General features: G+C 65.0%; 14 protein-coding genes. 5 read left to right on the top strand and 9 right to left on the bottom strand.

What is annotated here, in order from left to right:
* Positions 1-10 precede the first annotated feature (10 nt).
* On the top strand, positions 11-856 hold the full coding sequence (locus ACO6VM_RS03855) for a CsgG/HfaB family protein (protein WP_125464443.1): 846 nt from the start codon (positions 11-13) through the stop codon (positions 854-856).
* A 1,086-nt stretch (positions 857-1,942) separates the two neighbouring features.
* Here the strand turns inward: ACO6VM_RS03855 and ACO6VM_RS03850 are convergent.
* The 5 genes from ACO6VM_RS03850 to ribBA all read right to left on the bottom strand — a co-directional run bounded on the left by ACO6VM_RS03850 (position 1,943) and on the right by ribBA (position 7,376).
* On the bottom strand, positions 1,943-3,091 hold the full coding sequence (locus tag ACO6VM_RS03850; protein ID WP_390968758.1) for an ABC transporter ATP-binding protein: 1,149 nt from the start codon (positions 3,089-3,091) through the stop codon (positions 1,943-1,945).
* Between the two features lie 19 nt (positions 3,092-3,110).
* Complete coding sequence (locus tag ACO6VM_RS03845) at positions 3,111-3,920, bottom strand: ABC transporter permease (protein WP_110996573.1); 810 nt, start codon at positions 3,918-3,920, stop codon at positions 3,111-3,113.
* Positions 3,921-3,926: 6 nt separating this feature from the next.
* Positions 3,927-4,844: an ABC transporter permease gene (locus tag ACO6VM_RS03840; RefSeq protein WP_125463844.1), complete on the bottom strand. Its 918-nt coding sequence runs from the start codon at positions 4,842-4,844 to the stop codon at positions 3,927-3,929.
* A complete protein-coding gene (locus ACO6VM_RS03835; RefSeq protein WP_125858432.1) occupies positions 4,841-5,866 on the bottom strand; it encodes an ABC transporter substrate-binding protein in 1,026 nt (341 codons plus the stop codon). Before ACO6VM_RS03835 ends, ACO6VM_RS03840 begins: the two co-directional genes overlap by 4 nt.
* 388 nt (positions 5,867-6,254) lie before the next feature.
* Positions 6,255-7,376 carry a bifunctional 3,4-dihydroxy-2-butanone-4-phosphate synthase/GTP cyclohydrolase II gene (gene ribBA / locus ACO6VM_RS03830; protein WP_401057435.1) on the bottom strand — a complete coding sequence of 374 codons (1,122 nt, stop codon included), beginning with the start codon at positions 7,374-7,376 and terminating at the stop codon, positions 6,255-6,257.
* Between the two features lie 78 nt (positions 7,377-7,454).
* Between ribBA and ACO6VM_RS03825 the strand changes: the two genes are divergently transcribed.
* On the top strand, positions 7,455-7,748 hold the full coding sequence (locus tag ACO6VM_RS03825) for a DUF1330 domain-containing protein (RefSeq protein WP_422402787.1): 294 nt from the start codon (positions 7,455-7,457) through the stop codon (positions 7,746-7,748).
* Positions 7,749-7,787: 39 nt separating this feature from the next.
* On the opposite strand, the gene ACO6VM_RS03820 is transcribed toward ACO6VM_RS03825, so the two are convergent.
* The gene (locus tag ACO6VM_RS03820; protein ID WP_390968763.1) at positions 7,788-8,777 is read right to left on the bottom strand and encodes a TerC family protein; all 990 of its coding nucleotides are present in this window, start codon (positions 8,775-8,777) and stop codon (positions 7,788-7,790) included.
* Positions 8,778-9,102: 325 nt separating this feature from the next.
* On the opposite strand from ACO6VM_RS03820, the gene ACO6VM_RS03815 reads away from it, so the two are divergent.
* Positions 9,103-11,337 carry a TonB-dependent siderophore receptor gene (locus tag ACO6VM_RS03815; protein ID WP_422402786.1) on the top strand — a complete coding sequence of 745 codons (2,235 nt, stop codon included), beginning with the start codon at positions 9,103-9,105 and terminating at the stop codon, positions 11,335-11,337.
* A gap of 55 nt (positions 11,338-11,392) precedes the next feature.
* Here the strand turns inward: ACO6VM_RS03815 and ACO6VM_RS03810 are convergent, their stop codons facing one another.
* Positions 11,393-12,052 carry a DUF3313 domain-containing protein gene (locus ACO6VM_RS03810; protein WP_422402785.1) on the bottom strand — a complete coding sequence of 220 codons (660 nt, stop codon included), beginning with the start codon at positions 12,050-12,052 and terminating at the stop codon, positions 11,393-11,395.
* Positions 12,049-12,357 (bottom strand): hypothetical protein, encoded by a 309-nt coding sequence (locus tag ACO6VM_RS03805; RefSeq protein WP_422402784.1) that lies wholly within the window; start codon positions 12,355-12,357, stop codon positions 12,049-12,051. The genes ACO6VM_RS03810 and ACO6VM_RS03805 overlap by 4 nt, the downstream gene beginning before the upstream one ends.
* A gap of 157 nt (positions 12,358-12,514) precedes the next feature.
* Between ACO6VM_RS03805 and ACO6VM_RS03800 the strand changes: the two genes are divergently transcribed.
* Positions 12,515-13,222: a response regulator gene (locus ACO6VM_RS03800; protein ID WP_178125851.1), complete on the top strand. Its 708-nt coding sequence runs from the start codon at positions 12,515-12,517 to the stop codon at positions 13,220-13,222.
* Positions 13,219-14,553 (top strand): ATP-binding protein, encoded by a 1,335-nt coding sequence (locus ACO6VM_RS03795; RefSeq protein ID WP_422402783.1) that lies wholly within the window; start codon positions 13,219-13,221, stop codon positions 14,551-14,553. The genes ACO6VM_RS03800 and ACO6VM_RS03795 overlap by 4 nt, the downstream gene beginning before the upstream one ends.
* Positions 14,554-14,556: 3 nt before the next feature.
* On the opposite strand, the gene ACO6VM_RS03790 is transcribed toward ACO6VM_RS03795, so the two are convergent.
* On the bottom strand, positions 14,557-15,864 hold the full coding sequence (locus ACO6VM_RS03790; protein ID WP_401057430.1) for a substrate-binding domain-containing protein: 1,308 nt from the start codon (positions 15,862-15,864) through the stop codon (positions 14,557-14,559).
* Positions 15,865-16,022: the final 158 nt, after the last annotated feature.

The raw sequence follows: 16,022 nt of genomic DNA, 5'->3' as shown, positions 1-16,022 counted from the left end.
GAGCACAACCATGAAACGTCTGCTGAGCACGCTGCTGTTGATCACCGCCCTGTCTGGCCTGCAAGGCTGCGGCCTGCGCGAACCTATGCCGGCCGAACAGGATTCCGAAACCCCGACCCTTACCCCTCGGGCCTCGACCTACTACGACCTGGTCAACATGCCGCGCCCACGGGGGCGGTTGATGGCAGTGGTGTATGGCTTCCGCGACCAGACCGGGCAGTACAAGCCGACCCCGGCCAGTTCGTTCTCCACCAGCGTCACCCAGGGTGCCGCGAGCATGCTGATGGACGCGCTCAATGCCAGTGGCTGGTTCGTGGTGCTGGAGCGTGAGGGGCTGCAGAACCTGCTGACCGAGCGCAAGATCATCCGCGCCTCGCAGAAGAAGGCCGATGTGCCGGAGAACATCCAGGCCGAGCTGCCGCCGTTGCAGGCGGCGAACCTGATGCTCGAAGGCGGCATCATCGCCTACGACACCAACGTGCGCAGTGGGGGCGAGGGGGCGCGGTACCTGGGTATCGACATCTCGCGTGAGTACCGGGTGGACCAGGTGACCGTGAACCTGCGGGCGGTGGATGTGCGTTCGGGGCAGGTGTTGGCGAATGTGATGACCAGCAAGACCATCTACTCGGTCGGGCGTAGTGCCGGGGTGTTCAAGTTCATCGAGTTCAAGAAGCTGTTGGAGGCGGAGGTGGGGTACACCACCAACGAGCCGGCTCAGTTGTGCGTGCTGTCGGCGATTGAGGCGGCGGTGGGGCACTTGTTGGCGCAGGGGATTGAGCGGCGGTTGTGGCAGGTGGCGGAGGCGGGGGATTCGGCGGTGGTGGACAAGTATCTGAGTCAGTATCAGCAGCCTTGAGAGGGAGTTCGTTTTTTGCCTGGGGTATGTCTCTGTTGTTGTATGTATGAATAGGTGTTGCTGGAATAGTTGCTGCTTATGGAGGAGCGCCAGAAGTTGATGTGAGCTTCTGGCGTTTCTTGTTTCTTGTTTGTTTTGAAAGTTGTATGCGCATTCATTTGTGATGTCGACGCTTAGTCACCTTTCCGCCCTTACGGCGGGTTACTTTGGTCTTGGCCAAAGTAACCAAAGCCGCTCGCTCCCATCATACGGCCCCTACGCTGCGCTTCGGGGTCCCTTCGCTCCGGCGTCCTCCGGGCCCGCGCGGCCTCCGACTTGCTGCGCAAGTCTACATCTCGCGCCTTCGGCTGCGCCGAAGGGTGCTGCGCACCAGGGCCCTCCAGACGCCTACGCTCAGCCTCCTGAAGTCGCGAAGTTAGGGGCGGCGCCTGGGCTGGCGTTAGCTGTCGCTAGTAGGGTTAGTTGGGATCTCAGGAATGCAATCGCTGGCAAGCCAGCTCCCACAAGTTAGAGCGATACTTTCAGACTTGCGCTGTACCTGTGGGAGCCGGCTTGCCGGCGATAGGGCCAGAACAAACAACACATAAACAACAGCCAAAACTAGATAGCCGCATTACTGCTCTTGATCTGCTCTTGATCTGCTCTTGATCTGCTCTTGATCTGCTCTTGATCTGCTCTTGATCTGTTTTTGCTTTTGCTTCTAAGCGCGCAATAGTCCAGGCAACACAAATTGCGACTTCAGGAGGCCGAGTGGAGGTGACTGTAGGGCCCTGGTGCGCAGCACCCTTCGGCGTAAGCCGAAGGCGCGAGATGTAGACTTGCGCAGCAAGTCGTAGGCCGCGCGGGCCCGGAAGGCACCGGAGCGAGGGGACCCCGGAGCGCAGCGCAGGGGCCGTATGATGGGAGCGGGCGGCTTTGGTTACTTTGGCCAAGACCAAAGTAACCCGCCGTAAGGGCGGAAAGGTGACTAAAAGTCGACATCGCCGCTGAATGCGCATACATCTACAAAAACCAGCACTCTGAAAGCCGAAGCCGAAGCCGAAGCCGAAGCCGAAGCCGAAGCCGAAGCCGAAGCCGAAGCCCAAATCAATGCGCCCCAGCCCCCTTACTCAAATCACTCTCCGCCCATTCGGTATAAATACAGGCATCCGCCACCGCCCACCGCACCTTGACCTTATCCCCCGCCCGCATCGGCATCCCCGCCGCCGACAGCGCCTTGACCGTCATCTCCGTACCACCCTGGGTCACCACATGACAGGTCTGGCTTTCACCCAGGAACAGCACCTCACCCACCGTGGCACCTACCTCGTTCCACCCCGCCGGCAACGGCTCGCGCGCCGCCTGCTCGACAGTCAAAGCCAGGGCCTTCTCCGGCCGCACCATGATCAGCGCATCCTGCTCGGCGGCCAGCCCCGGGGTCAGGCGAATCGCCAACTGCTGCCCCTCGAAAGCCCCAGCCCCATGGCTGCTGGCCCTGATCCGCAAGAAGTTGGAATTGCCCAGGAACGAAGCGACAAACGCGTTCGGCGGGTTCTGGTACAGGTCATACCCAGTTCCCAGCCCCACGATCTTGCCGTGGCTGAAGATGGCGATGCGCTGGGACAGGCGCATCGCCTCTTCCTGGTCGTGGGTCACGTAGACAATGGTGATCCCCAGCCGACGGTGCAACTGACGCAGCTCGTCCTGCAGGTCTTCACGCAGTTTCTTGTCCAGTGCGCCGAGCGGCTCGTCCATCAGCAGGATGCGCGGCTCGTACACCAGCGCCCGGGCGATCGCCACCCGCTGCTGCTGTCCGCCGGACATCTGCGAGGGCTTGCGATGGGCGAATTTCTCCAGCTGCACCAGCTTGAGCATGGCGTCCACACGCTTGTTGGTCTCGGCCGCGCCGAGTTTGCGGATGGCCAGAGGGAAGGCAATGTTGTCGCGCACGTTCAGGTGCGGGAACAACGAGTAGCGCTGGAACACCATGCCGATGTCACGCTTGTGCGGCGGCACGTTGACCAGCGACTGACCGTCCACCAGGATCTCGCCGCTGCTGGGGGTCTCGAACCCGGCCAGCATCGACAGGGTGGTGGACTTGCCCGAGCCACTGGAGCCGAGGAAGGTGAGGAACTCGCCGTCCTGGATCTCCAGGTCGAGGTTGTCCACGGCGGTGAAGTCGCCGTAGTGCTTGTTCAGGCCGCGCAGGCTGACCAGGGTCTTGTTCGGCGCGTCGTCTTTGATCACTGCACTCATTGTTGTTTTCTCCGGGCGCTCAGGCGTTGTTTTCGGTGCGCCGGCGCAAGGCGGCGGCAATGACCATGACCAGCAGCGACAGGCCGATCAGCAGCGTCGAGGCGACGGCGATCACCGGGCTGAGGTCCTGGCGCAGGGTGGTCCACATTTTTACCGGCAGGGTCTGCAGGTCGGGGCTGGCCATCATCACGCTCAGCACCACCTCGTCCCACGACACCAGGAAGGCGAACAGGCCGCCGGCGATCATCCCCGGGCGGATCGCCGGGAACGTCACCTTGACGATCGCCTGCAGGCGCGAGGCGCCGCAGATCACCGCGGCATCCTCGATCGACTGGTCGAACAGCTTCAGCGAGTTGATGATCGAGATGATGGTGAAGGGCAGGGCGACGATCACGTGGCTGACCACGAAGGCGAACAGCGTGCCGGTGTAGCCCAGCTTGAGAAACAGCGCGTACACCGCCACGGCGATGATCACCAGCGGCACGATCATCGGCATGGTGAACAGGCCGTACAGCAGCTCACGGCCCGGAAATCGGCCGCGCACCAGGGCGAACGCGGTGGGCAGGCCGAGGGCCACGGCGGCGAAGGTGGTCAGTACGGCCACCTTGAGGCTGGCCAGCGCGGCGTCCATCCACTCGGGGTTGGAGAAGAACTGCACGTACCATTTCACGGTCCAGCCCGGCGGCGGGAACACCAGCCACTGGGACGAGCCGAACGACAGCAGGATGATGAACACCACCGGCAGCAGCAGGAACGCGGCGATGACCCCGGTGGTCAGGTACAGGCCCGTGCGCAACGGGCGGCTCATGGCGTTGGGTGACAGCAGCATGGCGGATTACCTCGCGTTACCGACCGGGGATTCCGGCTGCAGTTTCAGGTACAGGTAGAAGAGCACCAGGGTGATCAGCACCAACAGGGCGGCCGCGGCACTGGCCAGGCCCCAGTTCAGGAACGATTGCACCTGCTGGATGATGAACTCGGGCAGCATCATGTTCTGCGCGCCGCCCAGCAGGGCCGGCGTCACGTAGTAACCGAGGGACATGACGAACACCATCAGCGCGCCGGAGAACAGCCCCGAGCGGCACAGCGGCAGGAACACCTTCCAGAAGTTGGTCCAGGGGCTGGCACCGCAGATGGAACCGGCCTGCAGCACCATCGGGTCGATGGCGTGCATGGTCGCCTGCAGCGGCAGCACGATGAACGGGATCATGATGTAGCTCATGCCGATCACCACGCCGGTGAGGTTGTGCACCATCTCCAGCGGCGCATCGATGATGCCCAGCGCCATCAACACCTTGTTGATCACCCCCGAACTCTGCAGCAGCACCAGCCAGGAGTAGGTGCGCGCCAGCAGGCTGGTCCACATCGACAGCAGCACGATGTTCAGCAGCCAGCGGCCCCAGCCCTTGGGCACCAGGGTGATCGCCCAGGCCAGCGGGAAGCCCAGCAGCACGCTGATCAGGGTCACCAGGCCAGCTACCGAGAAGGTGTTGAACAGCACCCGGGCGTAGGCCGAGTTGGCGAACAACTGCTCGTAGTTGCCCAGCCCCGGCACCGGCTCCAGTACACCGCGCAGCAACAGGCCGATCAGCGGGGCGAAGAAGAACAGGCCAAGAAACAGCAGGGCCGGCAGCAGGTTACGGCTGCCGCGCCAGCGTTGGCTCAGGGGCGGGCGGCGGTCGTCCGCCCGTGGCGCGCCGGTGCCGCTGGGGGCACCTTGCGCGTTGTGCAGGGCATTGATGGCGACTTTCATTTGACCAGCCACTCATTCCAGCGGGCCGCGATGGCCTGGCCGTTCTTGGCCCAGTAGGCGAAGTCCAGGGTCACCTGGTCCTGGGCGTAGGCGGTCGGCAGGTTCTTGGCGAGGTCCTTGTCGAGCTTGGCAACGCTGTCGACGTTCACCGGTGCATAGGCAGTCTTGTTGGCGAACTCGGCCTGGCCTTCGGCGCTGCTGGCGTTGGCCAGGAATTTCATGGCCGCGTCCTTGTTCTTGGCGCCTTTGGGGATGACCAGGAAATCGGCCATGACCAGGTTCTGTTTCCAGCTCACGCCGACCGGCGCGCCGTCCTGCTGCAGGGCATACACGCGGCCGTTCCAGAACTGCCCGAGCGAGGCTTCACCCGAGGCCAGCAGTTGCTGCGACTGGGCGCCGCCGCCCCACCAGACGATGTCCTGCTTGATGGTGTCGAGCTTCTTGAAGGCGCGGTCCAGGTCCAGCGGGTAGAGCTTGTCGGGGGCTACGCCGTCGGCCAGCAGGGCCAGTTCGAGCACGCCGGGGCTGGGCCATTTGTACAGGGCGCGCTTGCCGGGGTAGGTCTTGGTGTCGAACAGGGCCGACCAGTCCACTGGCTTGTTGGCGCCGAGCTTGCCCTCGTTGTAGCCGAGCACGAAGGAGAAGAAGAACGAGCCGACACCATGGTCGGAGACGAAGCGCGGGTCGATCTTGTCGCGCTTGATCTGGTTGAAATCGAGGGGTTCGAGCAGGCCTTCGCTGGCGGCGCGCAGGGCAAAGTCGGCTTCGACGTCGACCACGTCCCACTGCACGTTGCCGCTTTCGACCATGGCCTTGAGCTTGCCGTAGTCGGTGGGGCCGTCCTGCACGACCTTGATCCCGGACGCCTTGCTGAAAGGTTCGGCCCATGCCGCTTTCTGCGCATCCTGGGTGGTGCCGCCCCAGCTGACGAAGTTCAGGCTATCGGCCGCCTGGGTGGCCTGGCAGGCCAGGGTCAGCAGGCTGGCGGACAGCACTGCGGTTACTCGTTTGCTCAACAGCATGGTTACGCCCTCGTTGCTTTTGTTATTCGAGGCGGGGCCGGTGGTGCGCCCGCCAATAGTGTTCGGGGAGCTGCTTTCACTGTGTGTCGCGTGGCCGTCTTGTGATTTTAGTTTCGGCCGAAGAATTCAAGGTCTACGGGATATCATATTATGGTATTCCAAGCTTTTCGCAAGAGGGATGGGCGACCGGCCATCACTCAATCGCATCCCTGAACGAAAAACCCGTGGGAGCGGGGGGGGGGGGGGGGGGGGGGGGGGGGGGGAGGGGGGGGGGAGAGGGACGCCGGACGCCCCGCGATTGCGCCGGCCCAGGCGGCATCCTCATGACGCCGGGCGCAATCGCGGGGCAAGCCCGCTCCCACGGGTTGGTTCATTGCGAGGGCGTGCTTCAGCCAACCATCCCAGGCTCGAACGGAATGCTCTGCACCACCTCCAGCTCATACCCCGCCAACCCTGCATACTTGAGCGGCGGCCCCAGGTGGCGCAGCTTGCCCACGCCCAGGTCCTGCAGGATCTGCGCGCCGGTGCCGACTTCCGAATACACCTTCGACTGGCCGCGCTGGTAGGGGCGTAGCGGCTGCGTCAGCTGCGGTACACGCTCCAGCAGCGCCTGGGAAGACTCATGGTTGGCGAGGATCACCACCACCCCGGCGCCTTCCGCGGCCACCTTCTGCAGCGCCGCCCACAGGGTCCAGTTGGCGGGCCCTGCATACTCGGCGCCGACCAGGTCACGCAGCGGGTCGATCACGTGTACGCGCACCAGCGTCGGCTGCTCGCGGCGGATGTCACCCATGACCATGGCCATGTGCACACCGCCCTCGATGCGGTCTTCATAGGTGACCAGGCGGAATGTGCCGTGCACGGTGGGCAGTTCGCGCTCACCGATGCGCTTGATGGTCTGCTCGGTGCTCAGGCGGTAGTGGATCAGGTCGGCGATGGTGCCGATCTTGATCCCGTGACGGGCGGCGAACACTTCCAGGTCCGGGCGCCGGGCCATGGTGCCGTCGTCGTTGAGCACTTCGACGATCACCGAGGCCGGGGTGAAGCCGGCCAGGCGGGCCAGGTCGCAGCCGGCCTCGGTATGGCCGGCGCGGGTCAGCACGCCGCCTTCACGGGCACGCAGGGGGAAGATGTGGCCGGGTTGTACCAGGTCTTCCGGGCGGGCATCTGGGGCCATGGCGGCGGCCACGGTACGGGCCCGGTCGGCGGCGGAGATGCCGGTGGTGACGCCGCTGGCGGCCTCGATCGATACGGTGAAGGCGGTGCTGAACACACTGCCGTTGGCCGGCACCATCTGCTCGAGGCCCAGGCGCTGGCAGTGTTCGTCGGTGAGGGTCAGGCAGATCAGGCCACGCGCCTCGCGGGCCATGAAGTTGATGGCCTGGGCGTCGCAACGCTCGGCGGCGATCAGCAGGTCGCCCTCGTTTTCGCGGTCTTCGTCATCCACCAGCAGGACCATCTTGCCCTGGCGGTAGTCCTCGAGGAGTTCTTCGATGCTGTTGAATGCCATGTTGCACGCTCACGGTGATGGGGTGATTATTATGGTATACCATCATACATAAATATCACTGAAGCAGGAGTACGACGGATGAAGGCTTACTGGATCGCCCATGTGGACGTCAGCGACCCCGAGCAGTACCAGCAGTACACCCAGCGCGCCCCGGCGGCGTTCGTTGCCTTCGGTGGCCGCTTCCTTGCTCGTGGCGGGCGCAGTGAGGCGATGGAGGGGCGGCCCACTCCTCAGCGTAGCGTGGTGATCGAGTTCGATTCGTATGAGCAGGCGCTGGCGTGCTATCGCTCGGATCTGTATCAGGAGGCCTGCCGCCACCGCCAGGGGGTGGCGAAGGCGGACGTGATCATTGTCGAGGGGTTCGAGCCCTGAGCGGGTATCTGGTTGGTTGGGGCCGCAAGGCGGCCCCATTCACACGTCTTCTTTCGCCTGGCCACGGGTACGCAGCAGCGACAACAGCACCCCGCCCAGCAACAGCCCGAACGTCACGCCCAGCGACACCCCCGCCGGCACCTTGCCCACCAGCCCGTGCCAGAAGATCTTGCAGCCGATGAAGATCAGCACCATCGCCAGCGCGTACTTGAGGTAGACGAAGCGGTGCATCAGCGCCGCCAGGGCGAAGTACAGCGAGCGCAGGCCGAGGATGGCGAAGATGTTCGAGGTGTAGACGATGAACGGGTCCTGGGTGATGGCGAAGATCGCCGGCACGCTGTCGACGGCAAACACCAGGTCGGCCAGCTCGATCAGCACCAGGGCGAGGAACAGCGGTGTGGCGTAGCGGATGGCCTGTTGCTCCCCGGGCGGGGTGAGCCGCACGAAGAAGCGCGGGCCGTGGATCTGTTCGGTAACCCGCATGTGCCGGCGTACGAAACGCAACACCGGGTTGTTGGCCAGGTCTGGGTGGCTGTCGTCCTTCGACAGCGCCATCTTCACCCCGGTGAACAGCAGGAAGGCGCCGAAGATGTACAGCACCCAGGCAAAGTGCTGCACCAGTGCCGCGCCCACGCCGATCATGATCGCCCGCAACACCACCACCCCGAGGATGCCCCAGAACAGCACGCGGTGCTGGTAGCGGCGGGGGATGGCGAAGAAGCTGAAGATCATCGCCATGACGAACACGTTGTCCATCGACAGCGATTGCTCCACCAGGAACCCGGTGTAGAACTCCAGCGCCGACTGCGCGCCCAGCTCGTGCCAGACCCACACGCCAAACAGCACGCCGACACTGAAGTAGCCGGAATACAGCAGCAGGCTTTCGCGCATTTCGATCTCGCGTTCCTGGCGGTGCAGCACACCCAGGTCAAGCACGAGCAAGGCGATGACAATTGCGATGAACACCAGCCACAACCAGGTGCTGGTACCGAGGAATGGATTAACGAGAAATGCATGCAGAGCTGTCATGAGCCCCTCCTTGATTGTCGACGTTGCCAGGCAACAGTGATTCCGACATGGCGGCGCAAACCGTCAGAGGGGCCCGGCATCACATGGTCTTGAGGCTAGTCCTGAATGCCGGGGATGCCGATGACAGGGCTGTTACATTTCTTTTCCAACAAGGAACTTATTACGAATCATTAGCAATTGTAAAAATTTCGTAAAAACCCTAGGATGCGCCGCAGCCGTCGCAGAACGGGCGCGCCACTTGGCGTAGCGCAGGTACAACCATAAAAAATGTCAGTGATTAGCCCCTTACGTAGCGAGCTTCACAACACACTAGGGGTCGACAAGCGTGCAACAGCAGTACTCTCTGAACACGGTTCAAGGGGCAGGGAACGCCACCACCGTCCGCCAGCGCCACCCGCTGGCCTTGGCCATTCTCGCCGCCACCCTCGCCACGCCGGTCGGCATGGCCTGGGCTGAGCAGGCCGGCGGCACGGGCACCCTGGAGCTGGGCGCCACCTCCATCACCGACTCGTCGCTGGGTGAAACCACCGAAGGCAGCGGCTCCTACACCACCGGCGCCACCCGCACCGCCACGCGCATGGCGCTGTCGCCGCGCGAGACGCCGCAGTCGGTGAGCGTGATCACCCGCCAGCAGATGGATGACCAGAACCTCACCAGCATCAGCGATGTCCTGAGCAAGACCCCGGGCGTCACCGTCAACAAGCTCGACAGCAACCGCGCCAGCTTCAAGGCCCGTGGCTTCGACATCGACAACTTCCAGGTTGATGGCATCCCGGCGGCATTCCGTTTCGGCAACGGCATCGACCAGACCGACATGGTCATCTATGACCGGGTGGAGGTGCTGCGTGGCGCCACGGGCCTGCTCAGTGGCTTCGGCAGCCCTTCGGCGACCGTCAACCTGGTGCGCAAGCGGCCTACCCGCGAGCTGTCGGGCTATGTGTCGCTGGGTGCTGGCAGCTGGGACACCTACCGCGGTGAATTCGACATCGGCGGCGCGCTGACCCCCGAAGGCAATGTGCGTGGGCGCTTCGTCACGGCCTATGAAGACGGCCAGTCGTTCATGGACAACCTGTCCGAGAAGAAACAGGTGATGTACGGCATCGTCGAAACCGACCTGAGCGAAGACACCCTGCTCAGCGTTGGCCTGAGCCGTCAGACCAACCGCCCGGAGGGTTCCTCCTGGGGGCCATCGACGCCTCTGCTGGACAACAAGGGCAACGAGTTCGGCATGTCGCGCTCGTTCAACCCGGGCGCCAAGTGGAGCGCCTGGGACAACACCGCCGACAACCTGTTCGTCACCCTCGAGCAGCGCCTGGCCAACGACTGGACCCTCAAGGCCTCGGCCACCCGCAGCGAGACCGATTCGCCAATAACCCTCGGCTCTGCGGCCAGTGGTTATCCGGACTCGGCCACCGGTGCCGGCATGGGCGTGTGGCTGGGGCGCTACCGCTACCAGACCGACCAGAACGCTTACGACCTGTATGCCAGCGGGCCGTTCCAGATGCTCGGCCGTGAGCACGAGCTGGTGGCCGGGATCTCCCATCGCGACACCCGGGCCCATGAAGAGAGCTGGCCGTTCCTGTTCGGCAGCGCCAACATCTACCAATGGAGCGGCGACTACCCCGAACAGGATTGGGGCCGCCCGTTGTCGAAGGTCGACACCCGTCTGCGCGAAGATGCCGCCTACCTGACCGGTCGCTTCAAACCCACCGACCGGCTTTCGATCATCCTCGGCGGACGCCTGTCCAACTGGCAGCTCGACAGCACCCGCCTGGACACTACCAGCGGCGAGCGCAGCAAGACCCAGGACCTGGAAGAGAACGGCGTGGTGGTGCCCTATGCCGGCCTGGTCTACGACCTGGACGACACCTGGTCGGTGTACGGCAGCTACACCAGCATCTTCAAACCGCACGAAAGCGAGCAGGACGCCAGCGGCAAGATGATCGAGCCGGAGGAGGGCGATGCCTACGAGCTGGGCCTGAAGGGCGAGTTCTTCGATGGCCGCCTGAACGCCAGCCTTGCCGTGTTTGAAGTGCAGCAGGACAACCTGGCGGAGCTCGAACGTACCGACCCGACCACCAACCGCGGCATCTACCGCTCGATCCAGGGCGCCAAGACCCGAGGCTTCGAGCTTGAGCTGGCGGGTGAGTTGACGCCGAACTGGCAGGTGCAAGGCGGTTTCACCCACCGCATCACCCGTGATGGCGAGCACGACAAGATCTCCACCATCGAACCGGAGAACCTGCTGCGCCTGTCCACCAGCTACCGCCTGCCCGGGGTATGGAACAAGCTGACCGTGGGGGGCTCGGCCAACTGGCAGAGCAAGGTGTGGAAGGACCTCGACAGCCCGGTGGTGGCGGGCGAGACCATTCGCTACACCCAATCGGACTACCTGATCCTCGACGCCATGGCCCGCTACCAGGTGACCGAGCAGCTGTCGGTGACCCTCAACGGCAACAACCTCACCGACAAGAAGTACTTCAACAACCTGGGCTTCTATAACGGTGGCTTCTACGGTGATCCGCGCAACTTCATGCTGACCACTCGCTACGCCTTCTGAGCCTGAGCTCGCCTGCTGCGCACGTACCGGGGTTGCCCCGTGCGTGCGCAGTCAATTACCGATGCTTGACGGCATACGCCTGGCGCACATCGCTGGCCCAGCCATCGAGCACGGCCTTGACGTTGTCGGCGGTCATCGGCTGGCGGTCGTTTTCCAGCGGCACGCCAGTCCCGGTGAGTACCGCCGCGCCGATCAGCCTGCCGCTGGTGCCCGCCTCGAAACGCAGCTCGCTGGCAATTTCACTGTCCAGGTCTCGCCAGCCTGCAGCGCTGCTCACGCCGGCCGCAACCAGAGTGACCGGCAACCATTCATAGAAGCGCAAACCTTGGGTATGGGCGTCGACCCGGCTGATGACCGGCCTGATCACCAGGGTGTTCGGCCCTGGGCGCTCGACCACGGTCATGACCTTGCCCAGCTCGTTGCGCAGTGCCGCATCGTAGTAGCCGGTGATGCTGGCCAGCGTGCTCTGTGGGATGCGTGCGGTCGGCGCGGGCGCAGGGTAGAGCCGGCTCGGTGCGAGGTACACCTGGATATAGCGGCCGCGCGGCAGTTTAGGGTCGACCCAGGTCAGGGCGGTGCCGCCCGAAGGCGTCGGGTGCGGGCTGAGCACGCTGTAGTCCGGCAGGTAGCCGGCAGGCGGCGGCGTCTTGCTGCTGCACGCAGACACGCCCAATACGCAGGTCAGCAGCACGGCACGGGCAGGCATGCGCTTCATGCCAGGCCTCCGGCTGCGTCGCTCGCCACGTCCTGTGGCGAATGCTCGATGTGCAGTTGCCCCTTGGCCATCATCCAGTGGATGAGCTCGTTCGCCGTCACCGTATGGCTGTATTCCACCCACTCGCCGTGCGCCGGGCTGTAATGTTCGAAGTAGCGCCGCAGGACGATCTGGCCATTGTGCTCGCCCAGTTCAAGGCTTGCCTGCTGGATGGTCAGGGCTGCGCCGTCGCCACGAGTGCTGGTGCGCTGTTTGAGGATCAGGGCAGGGCCCTCGGTGCTGGTGTTGCGGTGCGAGACGTTCATCGGTGCCCCCTGTGATCGAAGGCCTGCAGGGTGCCCCAGGTTGTTTGCCGGCGAATGTCGGCGTGATGTCCACACTGTAGGAATGTTACGCGGTTGAAATAAATGACCGCAGCCGCGCAATGGTTTTAGATACGCCCTTTTTCTGGACCCAGTGACCGTGAGCAGACTGCTGATCGTCGACGACGACGTGGAAATCCTGGCCCTGCTGAAGCAGTTCTTCATGCAGCATGCCTACGAGGTCGAGTTGGCCGCCGACGGCCAGGCCATGTGGGCGGCCATTGCCCGGCAAGCCCCGGATATCATCATCCTCGACCTGATGCTGCCGGGCGAGGGCGGCCTGAGCCTGTGCCAGAAGGTCCGTGCCCAGACCGGCATACCGATCGTCATGCTCACCGCCATGGCCGAGCTGAGCGACCGTATCGTCGGCCTGGAACTGGGCGCCGACGACTACCTGACCAAACCCTTCGACCCGCGCGAGCTGCTCGCCCGCCTGCGCGCCGTGCAGCGCCGGGCCGGTGGCCAGCTGCCCCGTGCCGAGGCCGTGCGGCCGCTGATCGGTTTCGCCGGCTGGCAGCTGGATGTCACCTGCCGCGAACTGCGCTCGCCCGAGCAGGTGATGATCCCGTTGTCCGGCGCCGAGTTCGACCTGCTGGTGGTGTTCCTCGAGCACCCGCAGCGCATCCTCACCCGCGAGCAACTGATCGACCTGACCCGTGGCCAGGGGCATGACGCCTTCGACCGCAGCATCGATGTGCAGGTCAGCCGGCTGCGGCGCAAGATCGAGCCGGACAGCAAGCGGCCGGACTTGATCCGCACCGTGCGCAACGGCGGCTACCTGTTCACTGCCAAGGTCACCCGCTCATGATCGGCCGGTTGTTGCGACGCGACACCCTGCGCTGGCGGATCGCCCTGACCATCTTCGCCGCCATGCTGGCGTCGCTGGCGCTCAATGCGCTGTTCGTCCAGGTGGCCGGCATCTGGGCGCGCCCGCCGATCGAGCGCACCGGCCTGCTCGAACAGATCGCCGTGACCACGCGCCTGCTGGAGGCGGCGCCGGTAGCCTTGCGTGGGCAGCTGGCGCAGGCAGCGAGCAACCCGGCCTTGCAGGTGACCTGGAGCAGCCAGCGTGACGCACTCGGGCTCCCTGCTGCGGGCATGGCGGTGGAGGCCGAGCGGATCCCGGCCTTACGACCATTACTGGGGCAGGGCAGGACGATCGAGGCGTTCAACCCCTCGGACTGGCCAGCGGGCAGCCCCCAGGCGCATTACGGCGCACTGGTGCGCCTGGCCGATGGCAGTTGGCTGTCGTTCGTCCCGCCCGAGCGCAGCTGGGGGCTCAGCGCGCCGGCACGGATTGCGGTGATCCTCGGCCTGGGGCTGATCGCCACGCTGCTGGTGGCCTGGCTGGCCACACGGCAACTGGCCAACCCGCTGCAGCGCTTCGCCAGCGCGGCGCGCCGCTTCGGCGGCGACCTGCAGGCCCCGCCCATCGACATCGAGGGGCCGCAGGAGATCCGCCAGGCCATCGTCGCGTTCAACACCATGCAGGCGCAGATCCAGCATTTCGTGCGCGAACGCACCCAGATGCTCGCGGCCATCTCCCATGACTTGCGTGCACCACTGACACGCCTGCGCCTGCGCAGCGAGTTCATGGAAGACCTGGAGCACCAGCGCAAGCTGGTGCGCGATGTCGACGAGATGCAATCGATGATCAACGCGGCCCTGGCGTTCTTCCGCGAAGGCACGCAATTGGAGCAGGCGACGGTGTTCGACTTGTCCGAGCTGCTGCAGACCATCCTCGACGACTACTGCGACCAGCACATCGATGTCGACTTCAGCGGCCCCGCACACCTGGTGCATTGGGGCCGGCCGTTGGCGCTCAAGCGTGTGGTGGTCAACCTGCTGGAGAACGCGATCAAGTATGCGCGCGCCCCGCGCATCGCCTTGAGCCGTGAGGCCCATCGGGTGCTGATCGAAATCAGCGACGAGGGGCCGGGCATCCCCGAAGCGGCACTGCAGCAGGTGTTCGAGCCGTTCTTCCGCCTGGAGGGCTCACGCAACCGGCATACCGGCGGCGTCGGGCTTGGCTTGTCGGCGGCGCGGGCGATGGTGCGCGAGCAGGGTGGCGAGCTGACCTTGCACAACCGCCGGGGCGCGGGGCTGGTGGCACGGATCGAGCTGCCAGACTACCGCTGAGGCTCAGTACACCCAGACCTCGACCCGGCGGTTGCGCAAGCGCCCCTGTTCCAGGTCGTTGCCCGCGACCGGCAGCTCGTCGCCCATACCGGTCACTTCCTTGACCTCCACGCCCTGGCGCGCCAGCTCACGGCGTACCGCCATGGCCCGCAGGCGCGAGAGCAGGGCGGCGCGCCCCGGGGTTTCCTTGGGGTCGCCAAAACCCACCAAGACCGCCTTGCGCTGCAACTTGCCAGCCTGGCGCAGGTAGTCGCCGACCCGCTGCACATCGCGCAGGGCCTTGTTGTCGAGGCTGGCGCTGCCCTCCTGGAAACGGAAGTTGACCGTCAGGCGGTTGGCTTCGCGGGCAAGGCTCAGGTAGCGCACTGGCATGTCCGCTTGCACTGGCACCGGTAGCGCCTTGATCTGCTGTGAAACGAAGCCCTGTTCGGCGACGATGGCCTGGCCGGCGGGGCTCTGGGCGAACTCGGCCAGGGCCCGGGCCTGGGGGATCGCGTTGGCCGGCAGGTAGAAGAACAGGCGCCGCGACAGCGGGTAGTCCTCGCTGGCCACCAGCGCGCGGCTGGGTGGCAGGGCAGCGGCTTCACCGTCGGCCACCGCCAGTACCTTGGCCCCGTGCACCGTGGCCAGGCCGCTGAAACCGATGGCCTGGCGGTCGGCCTTGACCTGTTCGGCCAAGGCGTCGGCGGCTTCGAAGCGCCGGGCCTGGGCCGACAGTTCGCCGTGTCGTGGGTCGAGCACCAGCGCCTTGAAGGTTTCGAAGGTGCCCGAGCGGTCGTCGCGGGCGTACAGGTGGATAGCGCCGCCGGGCACCCCCAACTGCTCCCAGCGTGAGAGCTGGCCGGAGAAGATCTGCGCCAGTTGCACGGTGGTCAACTGCGCCAGCGGGTTGTCGGGGTGGACGATAACCGCCACCCCATCCAGGCCGATCACTTGTTCCGAACCGGCCCCGCGCAGGTCGCCCAAGGCTTGCAGTTGCTGCGCTTCGTGGTCGCTGATTGGCCGCGAGGCGGCGGCCAGGTCGGCGTCGCCCCGGGCCAGGGCGGCGAAGCCGGTGCTCGAACCGTGGGCGGCGATGTCGATGCGCAGCGGCTGGCCGTTGCGGCTCTGGGCGCGGATCAGGGTCTCGTTGGCTGCTGCGCCGGGCTGGCTGTCGATCGCACTGGCGCCTTGCGCCTGCAGCAGCCCGCGCACCAGCGCCGGGCCCAGTGCGGCGCCGATGGTGTTGGAGCCCTGGATGCGCAGTTGCACAGGTTCAGCCACGGCCAGCGCGGGGATCAGGCAGAGTAGAAGGGTGAACAGGCGGTGCATGCCGGGGACCTTTGGCACAGAGTTGCGCCGCAGATTACGACAGTGGCGTGACTGTTGGATGACAGGCGTTTTGATGCCCTCATGTGCATGCCGGGGGATTTGCAGCGGATTCTGGGGACAAAAAACAACCCCCAGCACCCCCCCCCCCCCACCCCCAA

Source organism: Pseudomonas sp. GZD-209 (assembly GCF_049310485.1).
Classification (GTDB): Bacteria; Pseudomonadota; Gammaproteobacteria; order Pseudomonadales; family Pseudomonadaceae; genus Aquipseudomonas; species Aquipseudomonas sichuanensis.
This window is presented reverse-complemented; position numbering and strand designations above follow the sequence as displayed.